Annotated in this window: 15 protein-coding genes and 3 pseudogenes; 14 read left to right on the top strand and 4 right to left on the bottom strand. The window is 60.7% G+C overall.

Annotated features, from left to right (window positions below; translation table 11 throughout):
* Positions 1 to 673 precede the first annotated feature (673 nt).
* The gene (locus BLS51_RS24350; RefSeq protein ID WP_090191000.1) at positions 674 to 1,444 is read left to right on the top strand and encodes a response regulator; all 771 of its coding nucleotides are present in this window, start codon (positions 674 to 676) and stop codon (positions 1,442 to 1,444) included.
* On the top strand, positions 1,441 to 2,751 hold the full coding sequence (locus BLS51_RS24355) for an ATP-binding protein (protein WP_090190996.1): 1,311 nt from the start codon (positions 1,441 to 1,443) through the stop codon (positions 2,749 to 2,751). The genes BLS51_RS24350 and BLS51_RS24355 overlap by 4 nt, the downstream gene beginning before the upstream one ends.
* On the opposite strand, the gene BLS51_RS24360 is transcribed toward BLS51_RS24355, so the two are convergent.
* The gene (locus BLS51_RS24360; RefSeq protein WP_217636499.1) at positions 2,752 to 3,759 is read right to left on the bottom strand and encodes an alpha/beta fold hydrolase; all 1,008 of its coding nucleotides are present in this window, start codon (positions 3,757 to 3,759) and stop codon (positions 2,752 to 2,754) included.
* Positions 3,760 to 3,819: 60 nt separating this feature from the next.
* Positions 3,820 to 4,092, bottom strand: a complete 273-nt coding sequence (locus tag BLS51_RS24365; protein ID WP_175472678.1) for an EF-hand domain-containing protein — start codon at positions 4,090 to 4,092, stop codon at positions 3,820 to 3,822.
* Positions 4,093 to 4,352: 260 nt separating this feature from the next.
* Between BLS51_RS24365 and BLS51_RS24370 the strand changes: the two genes are divergently transcribed.
* Entirely contained in the window at positions 4,353 to 5,450 is a 1,098-nt protein-coding gene (locus tag BLS51_RS24370; RefSeq protein ID WP_217636498.1) for an alpha/beta fold hydrolase, read from the top strand.
* Positions 5,451 to 5,600: 150 nt separating this feature from the next.
* Here the strand turns inward: BLS51_RS24370 and BLS51_RS24375 are convergent.
* A pseudogene (locus tag BLS51_RS24375) lies at positions 5,601 to 6,835 on the bottom strand (IS66 family transposase); the annotation flags it as partial.
* Between the two features lie 86 nt (positions 6,836 to 6,921).
* Positions 6,922 to 7,212: pseudogene (locus tag BLS51_RS24380) on the bottom strand (transposase domain-containing protein); the annotation flags it as partial.
* A 200-nt stretch (positions 7,213 to 7,412) separates the two neighbouring features.
* Between BLS51_RS24380 and BLS51_RS24390 the strand changes: the two are divergent.
* The 11 genes and pseudogenes from BLS51_RS24390 to BLS51_RS24440 all read left to right on the top strand — a co-directional run.
* Positions 7,413 to 7,619: pseudogene (locus BLS51_RS24390) on the top strand (IS3 family transposase); the annotation flags it as partial.
* 108 nt (positions 7,620 to 7,727) lie between these two features.
* Positions 7,728 to 8,426: a DUF2971 domain-containing protein gene (locus tag BLS51_RS24395; RefSeq protein WP_217636497.1), complete on the top strand. Its 699-nt coding sequence runs from the start codon at positions 7,728 to 7,730 to the stop codon at positions 8,424 to 8,426.
* A gap of 641 nt (positions 8,427 to 9,067) precedes the next feature.
* Positions 9,068 to 9,826, top strand: a complete 759-nt coding sequence (locus BLS51_RS24400; RefSeq protein WP_090190983.1) for an IclR family transcriptional regulator — start codon at positions 9,068 to 9,070, stop codon at positions 9,824 to 9,826.
* Positions 9,827 to 10,018: 192 nt separating this feature from the next.
* The gene (locus tag BLS51_RS24405; protein WP_090190981.1) at positions 10,019 to 11,596 is read left to right on the top strand and encodes an ABC transporter substrate-binding protein; all 1,578 of its coding nucleotides are present in this window, start codon (positions 10,019 to 10,021) and stop codon (positions 11,594 to 11,596) included.
* The gene (locus BLS51_RS24410; protein WP_090190978.1) at positions 11,593 to 13,440 is read left to right on the top strand and encodes a CocE/NonD family hydrolase; all 1,848 of its coding nucleotides are present in this window, start codon (positions 11,593 to 11,595) and stop codon (positions 13,438 to 13,440) included. The genes BLS51_RS24405 and BLS51_RS24410 overlap by 4 nt, the downstream gene beginning before the upstream one ends.
* Positions 13,433 to 14,404 (top strand): ABC transporter permease, encoded by a 972-nt coding sequence (locus tag BLS51_RS24415; protein ID WP_090190976.1) that lies wholly within the window; start codon positions 13,433 to 13,435, stop codon positions 14,402 to 14,404. The genes BLS51_RS24410 and BLS51_RS24415 overlap by 8 nt, the downstream gene beginning before the upstream one ends.
* Before the next feature lie 20 nt (positions 14,405 to 14,424).
* Positions 14,425 to 15,333 carry an ABC transporter permease gene (locus tag BLS51_RS24420; RefSeq protein ID WP_090190974.1) on the top strand — a complete coding sequence of 303 codons (909 nt, stop codon included), beginning with the start codon at positions 14,425 to 14,427 and terminating at the stop codon, positions 15,331 to 15,333.
* A 12-nt stretch (positions 15,334 to 15,345) separates the two neighbouring features.
* Positions 15,346 to 16,317 (top strand): ABC transporter ATP-binding protein, encoded by a 972-nt coding sequence (locus BLS51_RS24425; RefSeq protein WP_090190971.1) that lies wholly within the window; start codon positions 15,346 to 15,348, stop codon positions 16,315 to 16,317.
* The gene (locus BLS51_RS24430) at positions 16,314 to 17,285 is read left to right on the top strand and encodes an ABC transporter ATP-binding protein (RefSeq protein ID WP_090190968.1); all 972 of its coding nucleotides are present in this window, start codon (positions 16,314 to 16,316) and stop codon (positions 17,283 to 17,285) included. Before BLS51_RS24425 ends, BLS51_RS24430 begins: the two co-directional genes overlap by 4 nt.
* Before the next feature lie 182 nt (positions 17,286 to 17,467).
* A complete protein-coding gene (locus BLS51_RS24435; RefSeq protein WP_217636495.1) occupies positions 17,468 to 20,251 on the top strand; it encodes a TonB-dependent receptor in 2,784 nt (927 codons plus the stop codon).
* A gap of 407 nt (positions 20,252 to 20,658) precedes the next feature.
* Entirely contained in the window at positions 20,659 to 21,918 is a 1,260-nt protein-coding gene (locus BLS51_RS24440) for a S8 family serine peptidase (protein WP_175472679.1), read from the top strand.
* Positions 21,919 to 22,001: the final 83 nt, after the last annotated feature.

Below are 22,001 nucleotides of genomic sequence, written 5' to 3' on the forward strand. Positions count from 1 at the left end.
ACTGGATACGGCCGCATCAGTTCAACCAGGGACTGGCACCGGCCGTCGTCGAAGAAAAACTTAACATAGTGTCCGGGATGGGTTGACCACTACAACATCATCAAGGCGATGCTTATGCAGCATAGTCCATTAATCCTCAACGAGATTTTCCCACGCCTGCGAAGCGACATGGTAGACCCGGGATTCCAAGAAGATTTTTTGACCCACTTTCGAAATGAGGCAAGGCTAGAGCTTATGCATCTCGATACCGAAGCGCAAAAGTGCGAAGCAGTCGGTGATGATGCTCGGTTTTACACGGACCAGATTCCACGTTTTAAAGTAAGCGTCGGCCCAGCACCGTCTGCGAGTAGCGTCTGCCAAAGTAGTCCCCGTTTTTTTTTGCAGGAACTACTGTGGACATTGAAATGGAATCGGGTAATCATAAAGCCGGCCAAATTATTCGCCGGAGTTTATACTTTGGCTCGCAGTGACGGTCTGTAAGACTGGCGTGTCGGTATCGAAAATGGCCCAGGACCACGGCGTTTATTTGATAATTTGAACTGGCGGCGCCAATGGGCATCAATGGAAAACGACACACGCTGACATTAAAAAATAATGCATGGCGATAATCCTGCCTACAGGCACATCCCTTACAATCTGCTTTTGACATTCCGTTACGACGCGGTACTGCCACATGCCACAGCCGAGCTCAGACGAGCAACTCGACCCACTTGACGCAACTTCCCTCAGCCGCGAAAAGGCGCACCGTATCGTCGTTCTCGACGATGAGCTCGAGCTGCGCAACATGCTGCTGCGCTTTCTCACCTCGGAAGGCTACGAGGTCCGCGCGGTGGCCGACAGCGCCAAGCTCGACCGCCTGCTGGAGCGTGAACCGTTCGACCTGCTGGTGCTCGACTTGATGATGCCCAAGGAAGACGGCCTGTCCATCTGCCGTCGCTTGCGGGCGGAGGGCCAGACTATTCCGATCCTGATGCTGACCGCGCGCGGCGATCCGCTCGACCGCGTGATCGGCCTGGAGACCGGCGCCGACGACTACCTGGCCAAGCCGTTCCTGCCGCGCGAATTGGTGGCGCGCATCCGAGCCATGCTGCGCCGCCAGCAGATGCTGCATGGCGATACGCCGTCGACGCCGGAACGATTGCGCTTCGGCGACTTCACGCTCGACCTGACGCGGCATCAACTGCGGCTCGGCAATGAGGAGATCGAATTGAACTCGGCCGAGCGTTTGCTGCTGGAAGCGCTGGCGAGCACGCCCAACCGGGCGGTCAGCCGCGACCATCTGTTGCTACGCGCGCGCGGCCGTGGCTACGACGCCAACGCCCGCAGCATCGACGTGCAAATCTTGCGCCTGCGCCAGGCCATCGAAGCGGTGCCGGCCAGTCCGCGCCATATCAAAACCATCTGGGGGCTCGGCTATATGCTGGTGGCCGACATCGAAGCATGAGCCTGAAATGGCCCCGCACCCTGCTCGGCCGCAACGCGCTGTTGCTGATCGCCGCCATCACCATCAGCCAAGTCACGGCGGTGCTGGTGTTCATCATCTTCGTGCAGGCGCCGCGTGTGAAGGATGCGGCAGCATTGCTCGCGGCACAGGTCACGATCATCCAGCGCCTGCTGTCGGCCCTTCCCGACGCAGAACGCGCAGGATATGTCGCCCTGTTGGACGGCCAGACCACGCCGCCGGCGGTGCCTTCCTCCGCCAATGAGTCCGCGTTATTCCAGCCGCTGGCCCAGTACGAAGTGCGGCGATTCTTGGAGGAAATGAAAGCGCGCCTGCCAACCGAAACCACGCTGCGCATTCAGCCCGGCCAGCCGGCACGGTTATGGGTGCAACTATCGATGAGCGGCAAGCCGTACTGGATCTCGCTGCCGGTCGAACGTAGCGCGCGCTATCGTGGTGCCTGGATCGCCATCTCCGTCTCGGCTGCGTTGAATACGCTCGGCGTGCTGCTCGCCATTCTGATCCACCGCCACATCAACCGGCCCCTGCAACAGCTGGCCGCCGCCGCCGAACGGCTGGGCAAAGGCGAACTGCCCGAGCCGGTATCGGTGGCGGGCCCGGTGGAGGTTTCCAGCGTGGCCGCCGCGTTCAACGACATGACCCGGGCGCTGGCCGACATCGACGCCACCCGCGCGCTGATGCTGGCCAGCCTCTCGCACGACATTCGCACGCCGCTGACCAAACTGAGGCTGTCCAACGCGATGCCCGAACTGGCGGCGACCCGGCAGGCGTCTGCCGAGCGCTACATCGACGATATCGACGCCATTGTCCAGCAATTCATCGACTACGCGCGTGGCGGCGATGGCGAGGACTTCCGCTACGCCGACCTGAACGCGATGATCGAACAGCTGGCCGCCGATTTCATCGGGCTTGGCCAGCCATTCACGCTGGCGTTGGCGCCACTGCCACCGCTGAGCATCCGTCCAGTCAGCATGCTGCGCCTGCTGGTCAATCTGATGCAAAACGCTGCCCTGTACGGGCGCGTAGGATTAACTGTACGAACCTGGCAGCGGGAACGATATGTCCATGTCGCGGTGGCCGACGACGGCCCCGGCGTGGAAACCTCGTTGCTGCCACTGCTCAAGCAACCGTTCCGGCGCGGGGAACCGGCGGCGCAACCGTCGTCCGGCACCGGTCTGGGCTTGGCGATCGCCAACCGCATCGCCCAGCAACACGGCGGCAGCCTCGAGCTGAGCCTGCGTCCCGAGGGCGGATTCCAGGCCGAACTAAGACTGCCGACTCGCCGGTAACTACCTCTCCGCGAAGAAACTTTCGAGGATGCGAACGAAATCGTCGGGCTTGTCGAGATTTACCACGTGCGTCGCGTCCACTTTCACAAACTGTCCATGCTGGAGCAGCCCCATTGCGCGGGCTGCGTCGACCTCGCTCATGGCGCCATCGAGCGTGCCGTCCGGCAGCGTCGAGGTGTTGGCCTGCATCAGCAAGGTTGGGCAAGAAATTTTTGCAAGGGCGGCAGCATGGTCGAACCCGTGGTGCCAGCTGCCATCATGGAACGCCGCGCCAAACCTGGGGTCGTACTGGTCTAGTCCGCGTAACAGCAGGCGCACTGTATCGTTGTTCAGGAGACCGATTTCCACCGGCGCGCCAGGGTGAACGAATCGATAGACCTTGATCGCACCGCTCAGCAAGCGCGCCGTTCCGGGGCCCACATTCCGTGTGAAGAATTGGGAGGTGGCATCGATCCAATACAGCAGGAAGTCATCCGTACTCTGCAGCGCCTGCAGCGCCGCCTTATAACTGGTGGCGAAGGACTTGTCCGCGATGGTTTTTTTGATGCGGGGATATTCGGCGGAAAACAACGGCGGATCTTCCAGCAAGACGGCCCGTGTCACTCGCGGCCGGTTGGCCGCCAGCCAAGTCGCCAACAATCCGCCGGAAGAGTTGCCGCTGATGAAGACCGGCTGGCCGATCCGTTTGATGAAATCGCCGAGGTCGGCGCCGATCTGATTGGCGGTCATTGGATAGTCGGACGGCGTGCGGGTGGCGCCATGACCGGGATAGTCCACGACATAGACGTGGAAAGACTGCGCGAGGGCCGGCATCACCCGGCTGTAACTGAACCAATCCAGATGCTGGGCATGCAACAGCACCAGCGGCGGCCCGTTGTCGGGGCCTTCCACATAGCTGAGCGCAACACGATTGACCTGCGCCGTCTTCACCACGTAGCCGGCCGCCGCGACCTTCGCATGGAAGGGATCGACATAGGTGCCGATCTTAGCCACCAGCGCCAAGATCAAGACCGCCGCCACCACAACGACAACGCTAGCGCCCCATAGCATCACACGCCACCTCATCGATTATTTTTTCTGCGCGGCCATGAAGGCGCCGATTTGGACCAACGTGATGAACCCGGCGTTGTCGGCATCGATCTTCTCGAAGTTCTGCGCGACGCGCGGCATGCCTGCCTTGGCTTCGGCCTTGGTCAGTTTGCCGTCGTGGTCCTTGTCGGCCGCATTGAAACGCGCCTCGATTTGCTGCATGACTTTGCCTTGCGCCAAGGCGGGGCCGGCGGCCAATGCCAGCAAGGAGGCGATGGATAAAATGGCAGCGCGAGGGGACCAATGTTTCATGGGGAATCTCCAGGTAGTGTTGAACATGAGAACCCAGTATAGAAGCGCTCGCCTTCCGCTGCTGTAACACTTCATGTCAAATGATGTCACCGGTCCGGGCCCGGCCGATGACATCGGCTGACACAAATTTGTAAGAGATTTTTACGTCGATGCTCACTATATTTCGGCCTGTAATTTCCTGTAAAGAATTCCAATCAAATCAACGTGGACAATCTATGACATCAACCTCTTCAACAAAACGGACGCTGGCAACCTGCGCCATGGCGCTCCTGGCTGCGGTGCTTTTCAGCGTGGGCATCAGTGGATGTGGCGGCGGCGGCGACGATCGCGCTCAAACCACGCCGGTGACGGAAGTGACCACGCCGGTCGCGGCTTTCCTGTCCTACAAGGACCCGTACCATGAAAAGATACAGGCTGCCGGCTATGTCGAGAAGACGGCGGCGATGAATGGCGTGAACCTGAGCTACGTCGAGGGACCGGACAACGGGCCGCCGCTGGTGATGCTGCACGCGCAGTTGCTGGACTGGTTCAGCTACAGCCGGGTACTGCCGGAGCTGGCGAAATCGTTCCATGTGTACGCCATCGATTATCAAGGGCACGGCACCACCACTACGCCGGCCAACTATGCCATGACGGCGAATCAAATCGGCGCCGACCTGGCCGCCTTCATCGAGCGAAACATCGGCCAGCCCGTCTACGTGACCGGAAATTCATCCGGCGGTCTGCTGACAACGTGGCTTGCCGCCAACCGGCCGGACCTGGTCAAGGCGGTGGCGCTGGAAGATCCACCGCTGTTTTCGTCGGAATATCCTGAAATCAAAAACACCGTGGCGTACCGTACTTTCGCGACCAGCTATAAGGCGGCGTCCACCGATCATCCGGATGACTTCCTGCTGTACTGGGTGAGCGCCAGCACCGAGTTCTTTAACAACAATATCGGCCCCGGCTCGGCGCTGGTACTGACCGGCGCGATCGAAGCCTACCGCAAGGCCAATCCCGGCGTGCCGGTCGAGCTCAGTCTGGTGGAAAACGACACGATCAGATTGATGCTGCGCGGACTCGATCACCAGTACGATCCCCGCTTCGGCGCCGCCTTCTACGACGGCAGCTGGAATGCTGGCTTCGATCATGCCACGGCACTGGCCAGGATCGAGTGTCCAGTGCTGTTGATGCAAGCGAACATCGCGTATCTGGCGGATGGCACGCTCGACGGCGCCATGAGCCAGGAACAGGCGGACCGCGCCATGTCGTTGCTGAAACACGGCACGTACCTGAAGATCGACTCCGGCCACGTGATCAACCTCGAAAAGCCGGATGAGTTCATCAAAGCGATTAAAGCCTTCTTCCTGAATCACTAATCCGTAAGGAGCATCAGGGTTATGGGTCATTGCCTAGAATCGGACATAAGGATATTGTACTCGGTGAGGCGTAAGCGTTCGCTCAGGTACGTCCTGAGCGCGATGGCAATGATCGATGATGGCATCACACCGCTGGGAAGCGGCGTAATCTCAGAGGGCTGCTGGTAAGTAGCAGTTCCAGGGCAAGAAATAATCGACCCTGTTGACGGGGTGATCGGCGATATGCGTCAGCACGTGACGCAACCAGGCTTCGGGGTCGACACCGTTCAGCTTGGCGGTGCCGATCAGCGAGTAGATAGCGGCGGCGCGTTCGCCGCCGCTATCAGCGCCGGCGAACAGGTAGTTGCGGCGGCCAATGGCCACGCCGCGCAAGGCGCGTTCGGCCGCTGAGTTATCAATCTCGATGGCGCCGTCGTCGCAGTAGCGCAGCAGCGCCGGCCAAAGCTTGAGCGCGTACATGATCGCCGCCGCCGTGTCGGACTTGCGTGACAAGGTATCGAGCGTGGCACGCGGCCAGCGTTCAAGGTCATCGACCAAGGGCCGCGCGCGGGCTTGCCGCGCCTGCCTGCGCTCATCGGGCGGTTTGCCTCGGATCTCGGCCTAGATCACGTATAGTTCGGCGATCCGGCGCGGCGCCTCGGCGGTCAGCGCGGTCGGGCGCGCCGCGTGCAAATCGTAGAACTTGCGGCGTGCATGCGCCCAGCAGGCAGCTTCGCGGATCGTGCCATCGTCTAACAAGGCGTTGAAGCCGGCGTAGGCATCGGCTTGCAGTACGCCTTCAAACTTGGCCAGGTGGGTCTGAGGATGGATGCCTTTTCGGTCAGGCGTGTAGGCAAACCATACCGCTGGTGGTGTCGCGTCGCCGGCGGGCCGGTCATCGCGCACGTAGGTCCACAGGCGCGCGGTCTTGGTCTTGCCGTTACCGGGCGCCAGCACCGGGATCGGGGTGTCGTCGGCATGCAGCTTTGCTGCCGCCAGCACGTGCCGCCGAATGGCGTCCACCAGTGGACGCAGCAATGCGCTGGCAGCGCCGACCCAACTGGCCAGCAGCGCGCGACCAAGGTCAACGCCTTCGCGAGCGTAGATGACGGCCTGGCGGTACAGCGGCAGATGACCGGCGAACTTCGCCACCAGGACATGCGCGAGCAGACCGGGGCCGGCGATGCCGCGCTCAATCGGCCGGCTTGGCGCCGGCCCCTGGACGATGGCGTCGCAGCAGGAGCATGCCAGCTTGGGACGCACGTGGCGTATCACGCGAAACTGGCCGGCACGAACTCCAGTTGTTCCGCCACGTCCTCACCGAGCGGCCGCAGGCCGCCACCGCAGGCCGGGCAGGCATCGGCCGTCGGCGCATAGATTTTCTCATCACGCGGCAAATGATCGGGCAGAGTAAGCGTCTGGTCAGCGACGTCTTGAGTGGTGCAGCAATTTAATCGATGATGGCATCACACCGTTGGGAAGCGGCTTTATCTCAGAGGGCTGCGGGCAGGTTGCAGTTCCAAGGCAAGAATTCATCAACCCGGTTGACGGGATGATCGGCGATATGCGTCAGCACGTGACGCAACCAGGCTTCGGGGTCGACACCATTCAGCTTGGCCGTGCCGATCAGCGAGTAGATCGCGGCAGCGCGTTCGCCGCCGCTGTCGGCACCAGCAAACAGGTAGTTACGGCGCCCGATCGCGACGCCACGCAAGGCGCGTTCTGCCGCCGAGTTATCAATCTCGATGGCGCCGTCGTCGCAGTAGCGCAGCAGCGCCGGCCACTCTCACCGAGTGCATGACAGCGGAATCAAAGGACACAAAAAACGCAAAACCTTCAAAATCGATAAAGCCCGCATACCGTTCGATTTCAGCTTCGAGAGCCGGTACTTCCTGTTCTTGGTCCTGGACAGCTACTTCCAGAACAAACGCCTCATCAGCGAGTACTTTGAGACCATGTGCTGCACTAAAGCCAAGTAGTCAGGCCGAGACCATCAACGGTTTGTACAAGGCCGAACTGATTCATTGCCGTGCTCCTTGGAGGACCCGTGAAGTCGTCGAACTGGCCAAGTTGGAGTGGGGCTGCTGGTTTAACCATCACCGGTTGTTCGAACCTATTGGTCATATGCCACCGGCTGAAGATGAAATGAACTACTATCGTCAACTTTCGAGTCAAGCCATCACGGCATGACTCAAACTAGGGGGCTCTCAAAATCCCGGAACGGTTCACTATTGATTACAGCATTTACGGAAGACTCACTCATTAGAAACACCTCAACATCACTTCGAGGAGAGCCGATTGAAAGACAAACAAAACAGCAATCTGTATCGCATAGTTAAATTCCATCACGCGGTCGAGATCCTAAAGGGCTCTCTCCATTTTTCTCACCCATCGAAATGGGATGACCCTTATGAAACGCGAGTCAAGCATTCGCACGACTATGCGATGTTCGCGCAGTGCTGGGGGAAGAAAAGTATGTCGGACGCGATGTGGCGAATCTACTCACAAGATCATCTTGGAGTGCGGATTAAAACCACGCGCGCGAAGCTTAACGACGCGCTGACAGACTTTGTGAGAAAGAACAAAGGTTACAAACGCAGGCTTGCAGACGTGAAATACGAAAAAACGCCCGCGGTCAGAAAGAAGACGCGGGAAATCGTCGATGCTTTAAATGGTGGATGGCAGCCGACATTAGCGGCAGATCTGTTGTTTCATAAACGTGAGGCGTTTGATCACGAAAATGAAGTGCGCGCTTTGCTATATTGCCCGTCTATCGATCAAGCGCAGAAGGACGTAGGATTAAAAGTACCTGTAAACGGTCATCAACTCATTGAGTCCATCTACCTAGATCCAAGAGCACCTGAAGCACTCACCGACGCGCTAACTCGTTACATAGTGGATATTCTGAAATTCAAAGGTACTGTCCAAAAATCGGAACTCTATGCGAGGCCTAAAGAGCTGACCGTGGTGCAAGAGCAGATCTTGAACCAAGTTTGAATTTGGGACATATTTCTATTGAAAGCTTCGTGCAGCTATTCCTAAAGCGCTGCAGTTGTCAACTTCCAATCTTTATGTGGCACAAGCATCATGCAATTGCTTCTTGACCATCTCAACAGCTACGCCTCGTGCGTCAACATGGACTTAACCGATCCGCAATGGTTTTTCCCGTTGGGACATCCCGAACAAGCCAGGCTGGTACTTTAGTCCCGACAACTTCGTTCTATTAGATGATCACAACATAAAACGGTTGAGATTGACCCGCTACCTCCAACTCTTGCTAGTGATTGTCATTTGCCAACCCAATAGGGCGAAAATTCACGCACATATTTTGTGCGTTGTTTTGACTTGCATCAAAATAGCTAACCAAATTCATGGTGTAAGTGACGTGCGATTGTCACGTTTGGTGAGGTGATGCGAACTATGTCCGGTTGATGCATGGTGCTTTTCAGCAGGCGCTTCCTGACGGGGAGCAGCGTAAGTTGCTCACCTCGGTGGTGTTGCAGGCGGTTGCCGATGGCGCCCATCATGCTCTAATTTTTGTTGCTTCGTGTGGGATTTCCGGAATGGGCTGGACGCAGCGTTACAATATGATGGTTTCTGTAACACTGACACAAGCCGCATTCTTAGGACATTAAAACATGAGCTACACCATTGAAGTGGTCAGCGTGGGCATAGAATTATTGATGGTGGTAGCGGAAAATCCCGGCCTCGGCGTCACCGAGCTGGCGAAGCGATCGGGCATCACCAAGGCGCGGACGTTTCGCTTGCTGAATACGCTCGAAGAAACCGGCCTGATTCGCAGAGAGGGGCCGCTTGCTACTTATTCGCTTGGCTACCGCGCCTTGCTGGTGGGCGCTGCCGCCAAGGAGCAAGTGCAGCTATCCAAGCTGGCTGACGCCTTGCTGCCGGCGGTCGGCGAGGCCTGCGGCGAGAGCGTGCTGCTGCGCGTGCGCGAGGCACATGAGACGATATGCATCGCCTGGTGGGACGCGCCGAATATGGTACGCGTCGAGTCGCAACTGGCGCGGCGCCGTCCCTTGCACGTCGGCGCCTCCGGCAAGCTGCTGCTGGCCTACGCGCCGCCATCTGTCCAAGAGGAAGTCTTGCAGGCGGAACGGGAGAGTTTCACCAGCAATACCATCACCGGCGCCGATCAGTTGAAGCAATCCATCCAGAAAGTCCGCGAGCAAGGCTATAGCATTTCCTACGCCGAGAAAGCGGTCGATACGGTCTCGGTGGCCACGCCAATTTTCGACGCTACAGGCAGCGTGGTCGCCTCGCTGGCCACCACGGCGCCAGCTAGCCGCGTATCGCAGGAAAAACTGCCGCTGCTGGTCGCTGCCTTGCAGCAGGGCGCACGCCAATTCTCCCAACAGCTCGGTTACGTCGCTAGCTAATGCTGTTTCCATGGGCATTGTTCTGATGCCCATGTTTCATTTCTTCCACATCGGACGCCGCTAGCCAGCCCGCCTTTTCCCTATGAAAAGCTGATTCGGGCGCTTTTTTGCGTCGGTAATCTTATTGACTCGTATCATTCAATGAGATACTGTTGCACTCAGTGAGACAAAAATCGAAACTTGGAGAGATAGATGTTGAGATGGCGTAGATGGTTTTCTGCCGTGGTGCTGAGCGCCAGCGCAGTCCTTGCGACGGCTGCTGCTGCTGATTTGCGGATTGGCTTCAAGGCCGAAGTCACCTCTGCCGATCCGCACGTGCTGAACGGCCAGAACCGCAACGTCTGGTTGCACGTCTACGAATCGCTGGCACACCACGATAGCCAGTTGCGCCCGACGCCTGGTCTGGCGCTGAGCTGGCGCGTGATCGACCCGACAACCTGGGAATTCCAACTGCGCCCAGGCGTGCGCTTCCACAATGGCGAGACCATGACCGCTGCCGACGTCGAGTACTCGCTACGCCGCGCCATGGCGGTCAAGGGCGCACGCACATTCCGCACCTACCTGAAGGGCATCGTCGCGGTAGAGGCCACCGGACCTTTGACGGTGCAGGTGCGCACCAGTGGGCCGAGTCCGGCTGTCCCGGATAATCTGGGCCTGATCGCCATCCTGCCCAAGTCGCTGGGCGCCGTGGACGAAGCCAGCTTTGCCGACGGCCGCAGCGCCATTGGTACAGGCCCCTACAAGTTTGGCAGCTGGACCCATGGCCAGCGCGTGGTCCTGCTGCGCAATGCCGATTACTGGGGCGATAAAGAGCCCTGGAACAAGGTCACGTTCGAATTCATCCCGCGCGAGCCGGCGCGCGCCTCGGCGCTGCTATCGGGCTCGGTGGACCTGATCGATGGCGCCACTGCCAACCTGGCGTACTCGCTGAAGCGCTCGCAAAAGGTGGTGCTGCAATCGGTCACTTCCTACATGCTCAATTACATTGGCCTGGACCAGTTCCGCGCAGCCTCGCCCTATCTGCGCGCCAACGACGGTACGCCGCTGCCACACAATCCGCTGCGCGACCTGCGCGTGCGCCAGGCGCTGATGCTGGCCATCAGTCGCGAGGACATCGTGCGTTACCTGATGAAGAGCGACGCCACCGCCGCCGCGCAAATTGTGCCGGCTGGGTTTGTCGGCTATGACGCGGATCTCAAGGCGCCGCAGCAAAATATCGCGGCGGCGCGCGACCTGCTGACGCAGGCCGGTTATCCGCAGGGCTTCCGCATTACGCTGCATTGCCCGAACAACCGCTATGTCAACGATGCCCGCATGTGCGAGGCGCTGGCGCAGCAGCTGGCGCATATCCGTATTCAGGTGGAGCTGTCGGCGATGCCATTCTCCGTGTATCAGACCCGCGTGGTGGGCACTGGCGGCGCTTCCGATTTCAGCATGTTCCTGATCGGCTATGGCTCGGTCACTGGCGACGCCATGACCGGCCTGGTGTCGGTGATACGCAGCCGCGATAACAAGGCCGGCGTCGGCGCCAACAATTATGGCGGCTACAGCAACCTCCAGGTTGACGCGCTGGTCGATCAGGCCACCCATACCTTCGACCTTGAGCAGCGCCAGGCCTTGCTGCGTCAGGCCGCCAGCCTGGCCATGCAGGACGGCGCCATCATTCCGCTGGTGCACCTGAACGCCACCTGGGCGCTGCGCAAAGGGCTGACGATACAGCCGCGCGCCGATGGCTTCACCATGGCCACCGATGTGCGGATGACGCCATGATCCCGATGACCCCTCTTTTGAAAGACGATTCCAGCGTGATTCTGCAACGTGACGTAATGGTGCCGATGCGCGACGGCGTGCTGCTGGCGACGGATATCTATATGCCCGCCGGTGATGCGGCTACGCCGCATCCGGTGATTCTCGAGCGCACGCCGTATGGCAAGCATCTGCCCAGCCGCAGCGAGTGCAGCGCTGCCGATCCGCAGCCCAAAAGCCGGGCCGAGATCGCCGCTTACTTTGTGCAGCACGGCTACATCGTGATCTACCAGGATTGCCGTGGGCGCTACCAATCGCAGGGCAGCTTTGTCAAATACACCAGCGACAGCGAAGACGGCTACGACACTTGCGCCTGGATCGTGGCGCAGCCCTGGTGCAATGGCCGTATCGGCACCAAGGGCTTGTCGTACGCAGCCCATACACAGGCGGCGCTGGCCAGCCTGAATGCGCCGGGCGTGAAAGCGATGTTTGTCGATTCCGGCGGCTTTGCCAATGCCTACCAGGGCGGCATCCGGCGCGGTGGCGCGTTTGAGCTGAAGCAGGCCACCTGGGCCTTGCGCCAGGCGCTGGAAAGCACGGCGGTGCAGGACGATCCGGCCACGCTGGCGGCGCTGGCGGCGGTCGACATGCGCGTCTGGCTGCGCCGCCTGCATGAATGGCAGCCAGGTCATTCACCGCTGTCGCTGGCGCCGGAATATGAGTCCTTCCTGTTTGATCAATGGCGGCGCGGCGTGTTCGACGACTACTGGCGCCAGGCCGGCCTGTATGCGCAAGGCTTCTATCCGCAATTCAGCGATGCCGCCATGGTGCATATGTCGTCCTGGTATGACCCGTACTCGCGCACCGCCGCCGCCAACTACGCCGGGCTGGCTGCGCGTGGCGGCGCGCCGGTGCATCTGATCCTGGGGCCCTGGACCCATGGAAACCGTTCGCTGACGTATGCCGGTGATGTCGACTTTGGTCCACAGGCGCAGCTCGACGGCCAGCTTGCGCCGGACTTCCTGGCGCTGCGGCTGCAATGGTTTGAGCGCTGGCTGAAGCAGGACCGCGCCGCGCCGGATCCGCTGGCGCCGGTGACGATTTTTGTGATGGGGGGCGGTGATGGCCGCAAAAATGCCGAAGGGCGTATGTCTCACGGCGGCCAATGGCGCAGTGAGCAAAGCTGGCCGCTGCCGGATGCGCGCCAGGTGGCGTTCTATCTGCATGGCGACGGCACACTGTCCCCTCAGACACCGCAGCCGGAGGCGCCCGCGCTGAGCTATTGCTACGACCCAGCCGACCCGACGCCGACCACCGGCGGCGCCGTGACCTCTGGCGAGCCGCTGATGTTTGGCGGCGCGTTCGATCAGCGCCGCGAGCGCGATGATGTACTCGTATTTGAAAGCGCTCCGCTGCATCAGGACATGGAAGTAAGCGGTGATATCTCGTTGCATCTGTGGGTGTCGTCTGATTGCGTCGATACCGACTTCACTTTCAAACTGATCGACGTCTATCCGCCTTGCGACGATTACCCGCAGGGCTATGCGATGAATCTGAGCGATGGCATTCTGCGCGCCCGCTACCGCGACAGCTGGAGCGAACCAACGCTGCTGACGCCGGGCCAGGTGTATGCGCTGCGCATCGATGGCTACCCGACCAGCAATCTGTTCCAGCGCGGCCACCGCATCCGCATCGATATCGCCAGCAGCAATTTCCCTCACTTCGACAGCAATCCGAACAGCGGCAATGCCGAAGGTTATCCGGGACCGGTACGGGTGGCGCGCAACCGCGTGTATCTTGACCATGCGCGGCCATCGCATGTGATGCTGCCGGTGATCCCGCCACGCCAGGGGGGCAAGCATGGCTGAGATGTTATTCAAACGCCTGCTGCAAAGCGCGGTCGTTCTGTTGCTGATGTCCTGCCTGGCCTTCGCCGGCATCAACCTGGTCGGCGATCCGATTCATCTGCTGGTGGCGCCGAACGCTACACCGGACGAAATCGCGCGCGCCTCGCAGGCACTGGGGCTGGATTTGCCGCTGCATCAGCAATACCTGCGCTTCCTGAGCAACGCGCTGCATGGCGACCTGGGTACGTCGTTCGTGTTCAACCGTCCGGCGGTCGAACTGATACTGGAGCGCATGCCGGCCACCTTCGAACTGGCGGTCAGCGCCTTGCTGCTGTCGCTGCTGATCGGCGTTCCGCTGGGCATGTGGGCCGGCATGCGGCCGGGCAGCCGGCTGCATCAGTTGACCATGGGTGTCTCGCTGCTGGGTGTAACCATTCCCTCGTTCTGGGTCGGGCTGATCTTGATCCTGGTGTTTTCGGTCACGCTGGGCTGGTTCCCGTCCGGTGGACGCGGTCCCACGGTCGAGGTGCTGGGTGTGCCGCTCAGCTTCCTCTCGCCGCAAGGCCTGTCGTATCTGGTGCTGCCGGCGCTGACGCTGGCGTTGCACAACGTTGCGCTGGGCATGCGCATGGCGGAAGCCGGCACGCGCGAGGTGGCCGGCCAGGAATACATCAAATTTGCGCGTGCCAAAGGTGTCGGTCCGCTGCGGCTGATGCTGCGCCACATCGCCCCCAACGTGATGATCCCCATCGTGACCTTCATGGGCATCGAATTTGGCCATCTGGTCGCGTATTCGCTGATCACTGAAACCATTTTCGCCTGGCCCGGCATGGGCAAGCTGATTATCGACTCGGTGCTGCAACTGGACCGGCCGGTGGTGGTGGCCTACCTGATGGTGGTGCTGGTGCTGTATGTGGTGATCAACCTGGTGGTGGATGTGCTGTACCTGGTGCTGGACCCGCGCCTGCGCAGCAAGGCAGCCTGATTGTGGAAAACGAGACCCCTATGCATATGAACGACATCCAGCAAGTCAGGGCCGCACCACCGGTACAGCCGCCATGGCGTGCGGCGCTGCGGCGCTTTTTCCGCAGCCCGTCCGCACGCTTTGCCGTGGCGCTGCTGGCGCTGCTGGTGGTGGCCGCGATGACCGCGCCGCTGATCGCGCCGCAGGACCCGTATGACCTGCGCCAGGTCAGCATCATTGAAAACGAGAAGCCGCCGGGCGCATCCAGCAACGACCATGCTTTGACCTACTACCTCGGCACCGATGGCGCCGGCCGCGATGTGCTGAGCGCAATCCTGTATGGCCTGCGCGTCAGCCTGGTGATCGGCGTGACCAGCGCGCTGGTAGCGCTACTGATTGGTACCGCAGTCGGGCTGCTGTCAGCCTGGCGCGGCGGCCGTGTCGACGCGCTGCTGATGCGCATCGTCGATGTGCAACTAAGCCTGCCCACCATCCTGATCGCGCTGGTGTTGCTAGCCGTTCTTGGACAGGGCGCTGACAAGACCTTGCTGGCGTTGGTGCTGGTGCAGTGGGCGGTGTTCGCCCGCAATGTGCGCGGATCGGCGCTGGTGGAGCGCAGCAAGGATTACGTCGAAGCTGCGCGCGGCCAGGGCCTGCCGGCGCATCGCATCATGTTCCGCCATGTGCTGCCGAACTGCCTGGCACCACTGATCGTCACCACCACCAACCAGATGGCGGCTGCGATCACGCTGGAGGCGACCATGAGCTTTCTCGGCATCGGCCTGCCGCAGACCAAGCCGTCGCTGGGGCTGCTGATTTCGAATGGCTTCGATTACATGTTTTCCAATCTGTACTGGATCAGCGTGTTTCCGGGCATTGCGCTGGTGCTGCTGGTGGTGTCGATCAGCCTGGTCGGCGACCGTCTGCGCGTGATGTTGCAACCTGACTGAGAGGATAGGCAGATGGCACTGATTGAAGTGAACAAGCTGGTTACCGAATTCCATACGCGCGCCGGCGTCATCCGCGCGCTGGATCAGGTGTCGTTCTCGATTGAACGCGGCAGGGTGCTGGGCATCGTCGGCGAATCCGGTTCCGGCAAGTCGGTGACGGCGTTTTCGCTGATGAATTTGCTGGATGCGCCGGGCCGTATCGCCGCTGGCGACATCATCTTCCGTGGCGAGGACTTGCGCCAGGCCGACGCCGCCCGCTGGCGCGAGCTGCGCGGCAATCGTATCGCCATGGTGTTTCAAGACCCGATGATGTCGCTCAATCCGGTGATGCGCATTGGCGCCCAACTTGGCGAAACGCTGGCGCTGCATCAGCGGCTGGACCGCCAGCAGATCAACCAGCGGGTGATTGCGGCGCTGCGCCAGGTAGGCATTGCCGCGCCGGAGCAAAGGATGCGCGCCTACCCGCACGAGATGTCGGGAGGCATGCGCCAGCGGGTGGCCATCGCCAATGCCATCCTGAACCGGCCGGACCTGATTATCGCCGACGAACCGACCACCGCACTGGACGTCACCATCCAGGCGCAGATCCTGTACCAGATGAAGCGCCTGGCGCGCGACAGCGGCACGGCGATGATGTGGATTACCCACGACATCAGCCTGATCAAGGATCTGGCGGACGATTTGTGCGTGATGTATGCCGGCCGCGTGGTCGAGCGTGGCCCGGTCAGCGAAGTGCTGGCGCAGCCGCTGCATCCCTACACGCGCGGCTTGCTCGATGCGCTGCCGCACGCTGGCTCACGCGGCAGCCGTTTGTATGCGATTCCCGGAGCGGCGCCGCCATTGCACGCTTTGCCGGCCGGCTGCGCCTTTGCGCCGCGTTGCGGACGGGCCGAAGCGGCATGCGCCGCGCCGCCGCCAGTGGTACGACTCGGCCACCGGGAACACCGCTGCTTTTACCCACTGATACCGGTAGGAACTGTATGAATACGATGCTGGAGACACAGGAAATCAGCAAGAGCTTTAGCGCGCCGCCGGGCTGGCTGGCGCGCTTGCACGGCCGCACCAACCCTACCGTGTATGCGGTCAATCAGTTGTCGCTGCGCGTCGAACAGGGCGAGGTACTGGGCCTGGTGGGCGAGTCGGGGTGTGGCAAATCCACGGTCGGACGCATGATCGCCGGCCTGCTGCCGCCGACTAGCGGTGCCATGCTTTTTGAAGGCCGCGATATCAGCCGTCCTAGCGTGGCGCAACACCGGCAAATTCAGATGGTGTTTCAGAATCCATATGCATCATTGAATCCGCGTTTGCGCATCGAGCAGCTGGTGGGCGAGGCGGCGCTGTATCACGGCCTGGTGGCGCCAGCCGATGCTGCCGACTACGTGCGCAGTCTGCTGTCGCAAGTGGGGCTGGATGCCAGTTATGCGACGCGCTATCCGCAGCAGTTTTCCGGCGGCCAGCGGCAGCGCATCGCGATTGCGAGGGCGCTGGCGCTCAAGCCGCGCTTTATTGTCTGCGACGAGGCAGTGTCGGCGCTGGACGTCTCGGTGCAGGCGCAGATATTGAATCTGTTCATGGACCTGCGCGAGGCGCAGGGACTGACCTATCTGTTCATCAGCCATAACCTGGCGGTAGTCGAATACGTGGCCGACCGCGTCGCCATCATGTATCTGGGGCAGTTGGTCGAACTGGCCGACACCGCCGAGATTTTTTCCCATGCCAACCATCCCTACACGCGCGCGCTGATTGCCGATGCGCCACGGCTGGATGCGCCGGTGGTGGAGCATCAGCCTATCCAGGGAGAGTTGCCCAGCCCATTGCAGCGCCCCGGCGGCTGCGCCTTCCATCCGCGCTGCCCGCATGCGATGCCGCGTTGCGCGGTGGAAGCGCCGGCCTGGGAAGAAATCGCACCGCGCCACTGGTCGGCGTGCCATCTGAATCAGGATGGCGCCTGAACGGCGCCGTCATCCATCAACTCGTTCGGAGTCCGGACTCCGCGCGCTTGAAGCAGTCCGGCCGCCATGGCGGTCAAGTTACATGTTCATGCAATCCAAAAATGTATAGGGGTGTAATAATGATTTTGAAGAAAAATTGGGCAGTGGAAGCAATCGCGCTGAGCTTGTTAGGACCGCTCGCTGTGCACGCGCAGACAACCGAACCGGCCGGTGCTCCGGCTACGCCGGACCCGTCTTTGCAATCGATCGTCGTCACCGGTTCGCGCATCATCCGGCGCGATGCCGACGGGGTAGGTCCGATGCTCACCTTGAGCAAGGACGATATGAAATTTGCGTCGCCAACCTCGGTCGGCGACCTGTTGCAGACGGTGCCTAGCGCTGGCGTCAGCCTGAACTCCAACGGCACCCAGGGTACCTCGTACGGCGTCAGCTCGATCAATCTGCGCTATCTGGGCAGCGCTGAGGGCAGCGGCAATCGCACGCTGGTGCTGGTGGACGGGCATCGCTGGGGCAATGCGGCCGGTGGCCGTGGTTTTCGCGACTTTGTCGACCTGAACACGATTCCGCTGGGGATCATCGACCATATCGAAGTGCTCAAGGATGGCGCTTCGGCCATCTACGGCGCGGACGCGATTGCCGGCGTGGTCAACATCTATACCAAAAAGCGCCTCGACGGCTTTGAGTCGGACCTGCGGCTGGGACAAAGCAGTCATAACGACGCGGAGAACGCCAGCGGCTATGTCAACTGGGGCAAGCGCTTTGACAAAACCTCGCTGTTCCTGTCTGCCAGTTTTAATGACAGCAAGCCGATTGCCAGCTCCGACCGCGCGCTGACCAGCGTGGCGCTGGCGCCATTGACTGCGGCGCCGGTCAGTCCGCAAGGCCTGTATGTGTTGCCGGGCTTGTCCAATAATGCCTACTTTGGCACGGCCAGCGGCTTTGCATCGAGCGCAGCGACGGCGGTGGCGCGCAATGCCGGGGTCACGTCGATTGGCGTCGGCGCTGGCGCCGACAACAGTTTCCATACTGCCAGCTTACCCGGCGACTATTACAACACCATGACCCAGGGCATGCAGGCGGCCGGTCCGAGCAAGCGCGGCGGCGTGTTCGGCCGCCTCAGTTATCAGATCGATGACGACACCACAGCGCGGGTGGAAGCGCTGTACTCGGTGCGCGAATCCAGTCAGCTGTATTCGCCGTTTGCGTTGGACATACGCGGCAGCAATGGCTTCCGCATCTCCAGCGACCAGGCCTACAATCCATTCGGCACGGCCAACGGTGTGCCGGCGGCGAATGCGCTGGGCTTCTCCGGTTCGACCTTCCGTATCCAGCGTGTTGCCAACGACGTGGGCAATCGCAGCGTCGAGCAGCGCGTGGAGCTGGGACGGCTGCTGCTCGGCATTGATGGCCGTCTCGACTGGATGGGGGAATGGCGCTGGGACGCCACCGCGACCTACACTAAATCGCGCGCCGACTTCGATTCCTATAATCAGATCAACCTGGATCACGTCTACAACGCGCTGGCCTCGCCCGCTGTGTGCGCGGCGGCGCCGGGCTGCACGCCGCTGAATATCTTCGGCACCATCACGCCGGACATGGCCAACTACATCCGCTATAACGCGCATGACCGCAATGGCACCAGCCAGACTGATTTGTCGTTCAACGCCACGCGGACCCTGATGGAACTGCCTGCCGGCGAACTGGGCCTGGCAACCGGCTACGAATACCGTCGCGAAACCGGTTTCGATGCACCGGATGCCTTCTCCGGCAGTATCTCGACGGTGCTGCCAACTGTCAGCGGTGTTGGCCAGTCGCCGACCACCAATGCCGGCCGCAGTCCAACCAATGGCAAGTACGACCTGCATGAAGCCTATGCCGAAGTCAGCGTGCCTTTGTTGTCCAATCTGCCAGGCGTGCACTATCTGGAACTGGATGCGGCGATGCGCTACTCGCGTTATTCCACCGTGGGCGGCAAGGCCACCGGCAAGCTGGCCTTGCTGTATCGTCCGGTGAAATCGACCATGTTGCGCGGCACCTACTCGCAGGGCTTCCGGGCACCGTCTATCCTGGAACTGTACCAGGGCCAGCGGCAGACCAATTTCCAGGCGGTCGACCCATGTAACGGCGGCGGCGCCAGCTTGCCGGGATGCGCGGGAATACCGTCGAGCTACAACCAGAATCTGTACAACAGCGGCTTGATGCGCGGCGTTACGGCAGGCAATACCAGCCTCAAGCCGGAAACCGCCGATACCTACAGCGTTGGCCTGGCGTGGACGCCATCGGCCATCGACGGGCTGAGCTTCACGGCCGATAAATTCCTCATCAAGATCAAGGATGCGATCGCCTCGCAAACGGCGACGCAATTGCTGCAATCGTGCGCGGTAAGCGGCCAGTTCTGCGATCTGATCCAGCGTGGCACCGGCGGTGAAGTATTACAGCTGACGCAGGCGGTGGTTAACCTGTCGCGGCTGGAGGTCGCCGGGATTGACGCCACGCTGCGCTATGTATTCCCGGCAGCCGGCGGCAAGATCGACAGCGCGCTGGATGTCTCCTATCTTGAACGTTACCGTTCCTACGTGCCGCAGGCCGATGGCAGTGTGGTGGTCGATGACCGCGCCGGCAAGTCGGACCAGCCGCGCTCGACCTTCCCGCGCGTAAAAGCCCAGGCTTCATTGCGCTACCTTGGAAAAAACTACACGGCCGGATGGAAGGCACGCTTTATCGGCGGCAGCGCGGATATCGCTAACAACGCGGTCAATGGTGGACATACAGCAGCGGTGCTGTATCACGATCTGCAGTTCGGCCATACGCTACCTGGCGGTAATTTGACGCTGGCGCTCGGGATCGACAATGTATTTGATAAGATGCCGCCCGCTTCCGCCGCCAACAATCCGATCAACTTCGATATGTACACCTATGATGTGCGTGGGCGCTACTTCTACGCGAAGGTTGCAACCAAGTTTTGATGAGATTGAAGTTCTCTCACCCCAAACAGGTAGAGAGTTCCTATGGCGCTAATAGATGACCTGTGAGCCTTTCCTGTGGCTAATCGTCTTCTGTTTTCCATGGTTCTTCAAAGACCAGCAAGCGCAGCTCCCGTTCTAGATGTAACTGGAGCTGCACTGCTTTCTCCGAGCGCTGAGCCTCGCGATTAGCCAAGCTGGATCAATCCGTCCTTGCAGGCAAACCACGCTTGCTGCCCAGACCAGCTTAATCCCCAGCAGTAAATAGCGTGTAAAAGCACTTTCGCCGCTGTCAATTTACACCGAACATTACAGCTTCCAGTCCTGAATTCCCTCAAAACACGTCATTTTCGTATTGGCATGCCGTTTGCTGTATGTCCCTCGATAACAAAAATCCAGGGGAAGACAGCATGAGCACGATTTCGAGCTTGCATGGCTTGCAGGCGTTGTGGGGCGAGACCCTCGGCCATCCGGAGATTTGCATTGCCATCCTGGATGGGCCGGTTGATCTTGCCCACGCCTGCTTCGACGGCGCCCAAATTGAAGAAGTCGCCACGCTTGCCAGCAGCGCGGTAGGCAATGACCCTGCCTCGCAACATGGGACACATGTGGCCAGCATCGTGTTTGGCCAGCACGGTAGTGCGATACAGGGGATTGCGCCTGGCTGTCGCGGCATTATTGTGCCGATCTATTCGTCCAGCCAGGGTGGCAAGCGCAGCTGCCTGCAGCTTGACCTGGCCCGCGCCATCGATCACGCAATCTCCCACGGCGCCCACATCATCAATATCAGCGGCGGCGAATTGAGCGCCAGCGGCACGGCCGATCCGCTACTGCAACAGGCGATCCAACGCTGCGCCGAACTCGGCATCCTGGTGGTCGCCGCCGTAGGCAATGACGGCTGCCGCTGTCTGCATGTGCCAGCGTCGCTGGCCTCGGTGCTGGCGGTTGGCGCGATGGACCACAATCAGCAGCCTCTGGACTTCAGCAACTGGGGCGATCTCTATCAGAACAACGGCATTCTCGCGCCCGGCGTTGACATCCCCGGCGCCGCGCCCGGCGGCGCTGTCATGCCGCGCAGCGGCACCAGCTTTGCCGCACCTATCGTTACCGGCGTCGCCGCGCTGCTAATGAGCTTGCAGGTCCTGCGCGGCGCGCCACGTGATGCCCATGCGGTCCGCACCGCATTGCTGGATGCGGCGGATCGCTGCGACAGCACCACCTCCACCGATTGCCAGCGCACGCTGGCCGGCCGGCTCAATATCACCGCAGCGCACGCCAGTTTGCTAGGCATAAAAGAAGTTGGTCCCCACAGTTCCCTTGATTGGAGAAAGATGATGATTGAAAGCGAAAACACCATATCGGCAAGCATGCTCGAAACAGCCCTGGCCGGCGGCGCCGACAACGCGGCAGTCCTGCCGTCCTCCGCGCCGGCGCAAGTCAGCGCCAGTGAAGTCAACGCTTCCGACTGCGCCTGCAGCAAGAACAAGGCGCCGCCAGCGCTGGCTTATGTGCTGGGGCAGATCGGCTACGACTTCGGCACCGAGGCAAAGCGCGATGCCTTTGCCCAGCTGTCCGGCATCAATGTGCACAATCCGGCCGAACTGCTGGCCTATCTGCAAAACGATCCGGTATCCGCCTCCATACATGTTGGAAGTCACTGCGTCGTATAGTCACTACGACATTTATTGTTCGCGGCCGGAATGGCGAGCTTAAAGCCGAAGGATTCTTCGTCTTCAACACTTCCATCGTTTCA

It is taken from the genome of Duganella sp. OV510, assembly GCF_900100205.1.
In the GTDB taxonomy this organism is placed as follows: Bacteria; Pseudomonadota; Gammaproteobacteria; order Burkholderiales; family Burkholderiaceae_D; genus Rugamonas.

Coding starts and splice junctions, on each gene's coding strand:
- BLS51_RS24370 (WP_217636498.1), top strand. CDS start 4,353: ATGGCGCTCCTGGCTGCGGTGCTTTTCAGCGTGGGCATCAGTGGATGT.
- BLS51_RS24420 (WP_090190974.1), top strand. CDS start 14,425: ATGCATATGAACGACATCCAGCAAGTCAGGGCCGCACCACCGGTACAG.
- BLS51_RS24350 (WP_090191000.1), top strand. CDS start 674: ATGCCACAGCCGAGCTCAGACGAGCAACTCGACCCACTTGACGCAACT.
- BLS51_RS24440 (WP_175472679.1), top strand. CDS start 20,659: ATGAGCACGATTTCGAGCTTGCATGGCTTGCAGGCGTTGTGGGGCGAG.
- BLS51_RS24410 (WP_090190978.1), top strand. CDS start 11,593: ATGATCCCGATGACCCCTCTTTTGAAAGACGATTCCAGCGTGATTCTG.
- BLS51_RS24355 (WP_090190996.1), top strand. CDS start 1,441: ATGAGCCTGAAATGGCCCCGCACCCTGCTCGGCCGCAACGCGCTGTTG.
- BLS51_RS24415 (WP_090190976.1), top strand. CDS start 13,433: ATGGCTGAGATGTTATTCAAACGCCTGCTGCAAAGCGCGGTCGTTCTG.
- BLS51_RS24400 (WP_090190983.1), top strand. CDS start 9,068: ATGAGCTACACCATTGAAGTGGTCAGCGTGGGCATAGAATTATTGATG.
- BLS51_RS24425 (WP_090190971.1), top strand. CDS start 15,346: ATGGCACTGATTGAAGTGAACAAGCTGGTTACCGAATTCCATACGCGC.
- BLS51_RS24365 (WP_175472678.1), bottom strand. CDS start 4,092: ATGAAACATTGGTCCCCTCGCGCTGCCATTTTATCCATCGCCTCCTTG.
- BLS51_RS24430 (WP_090190968.1), top strand. CDS start 16,314: ATGAATACGATGCTGGAGACACAGGAAATCAGCAAGAGCTTTAGCGCG.
- BLS51_RS24405 (WP_090190981.1), top strand. CDS start 10,019: ATGTTGAGATGGCGTAGATGGTTTTCTGCCGTGGTGCTGAGCGCCAGC.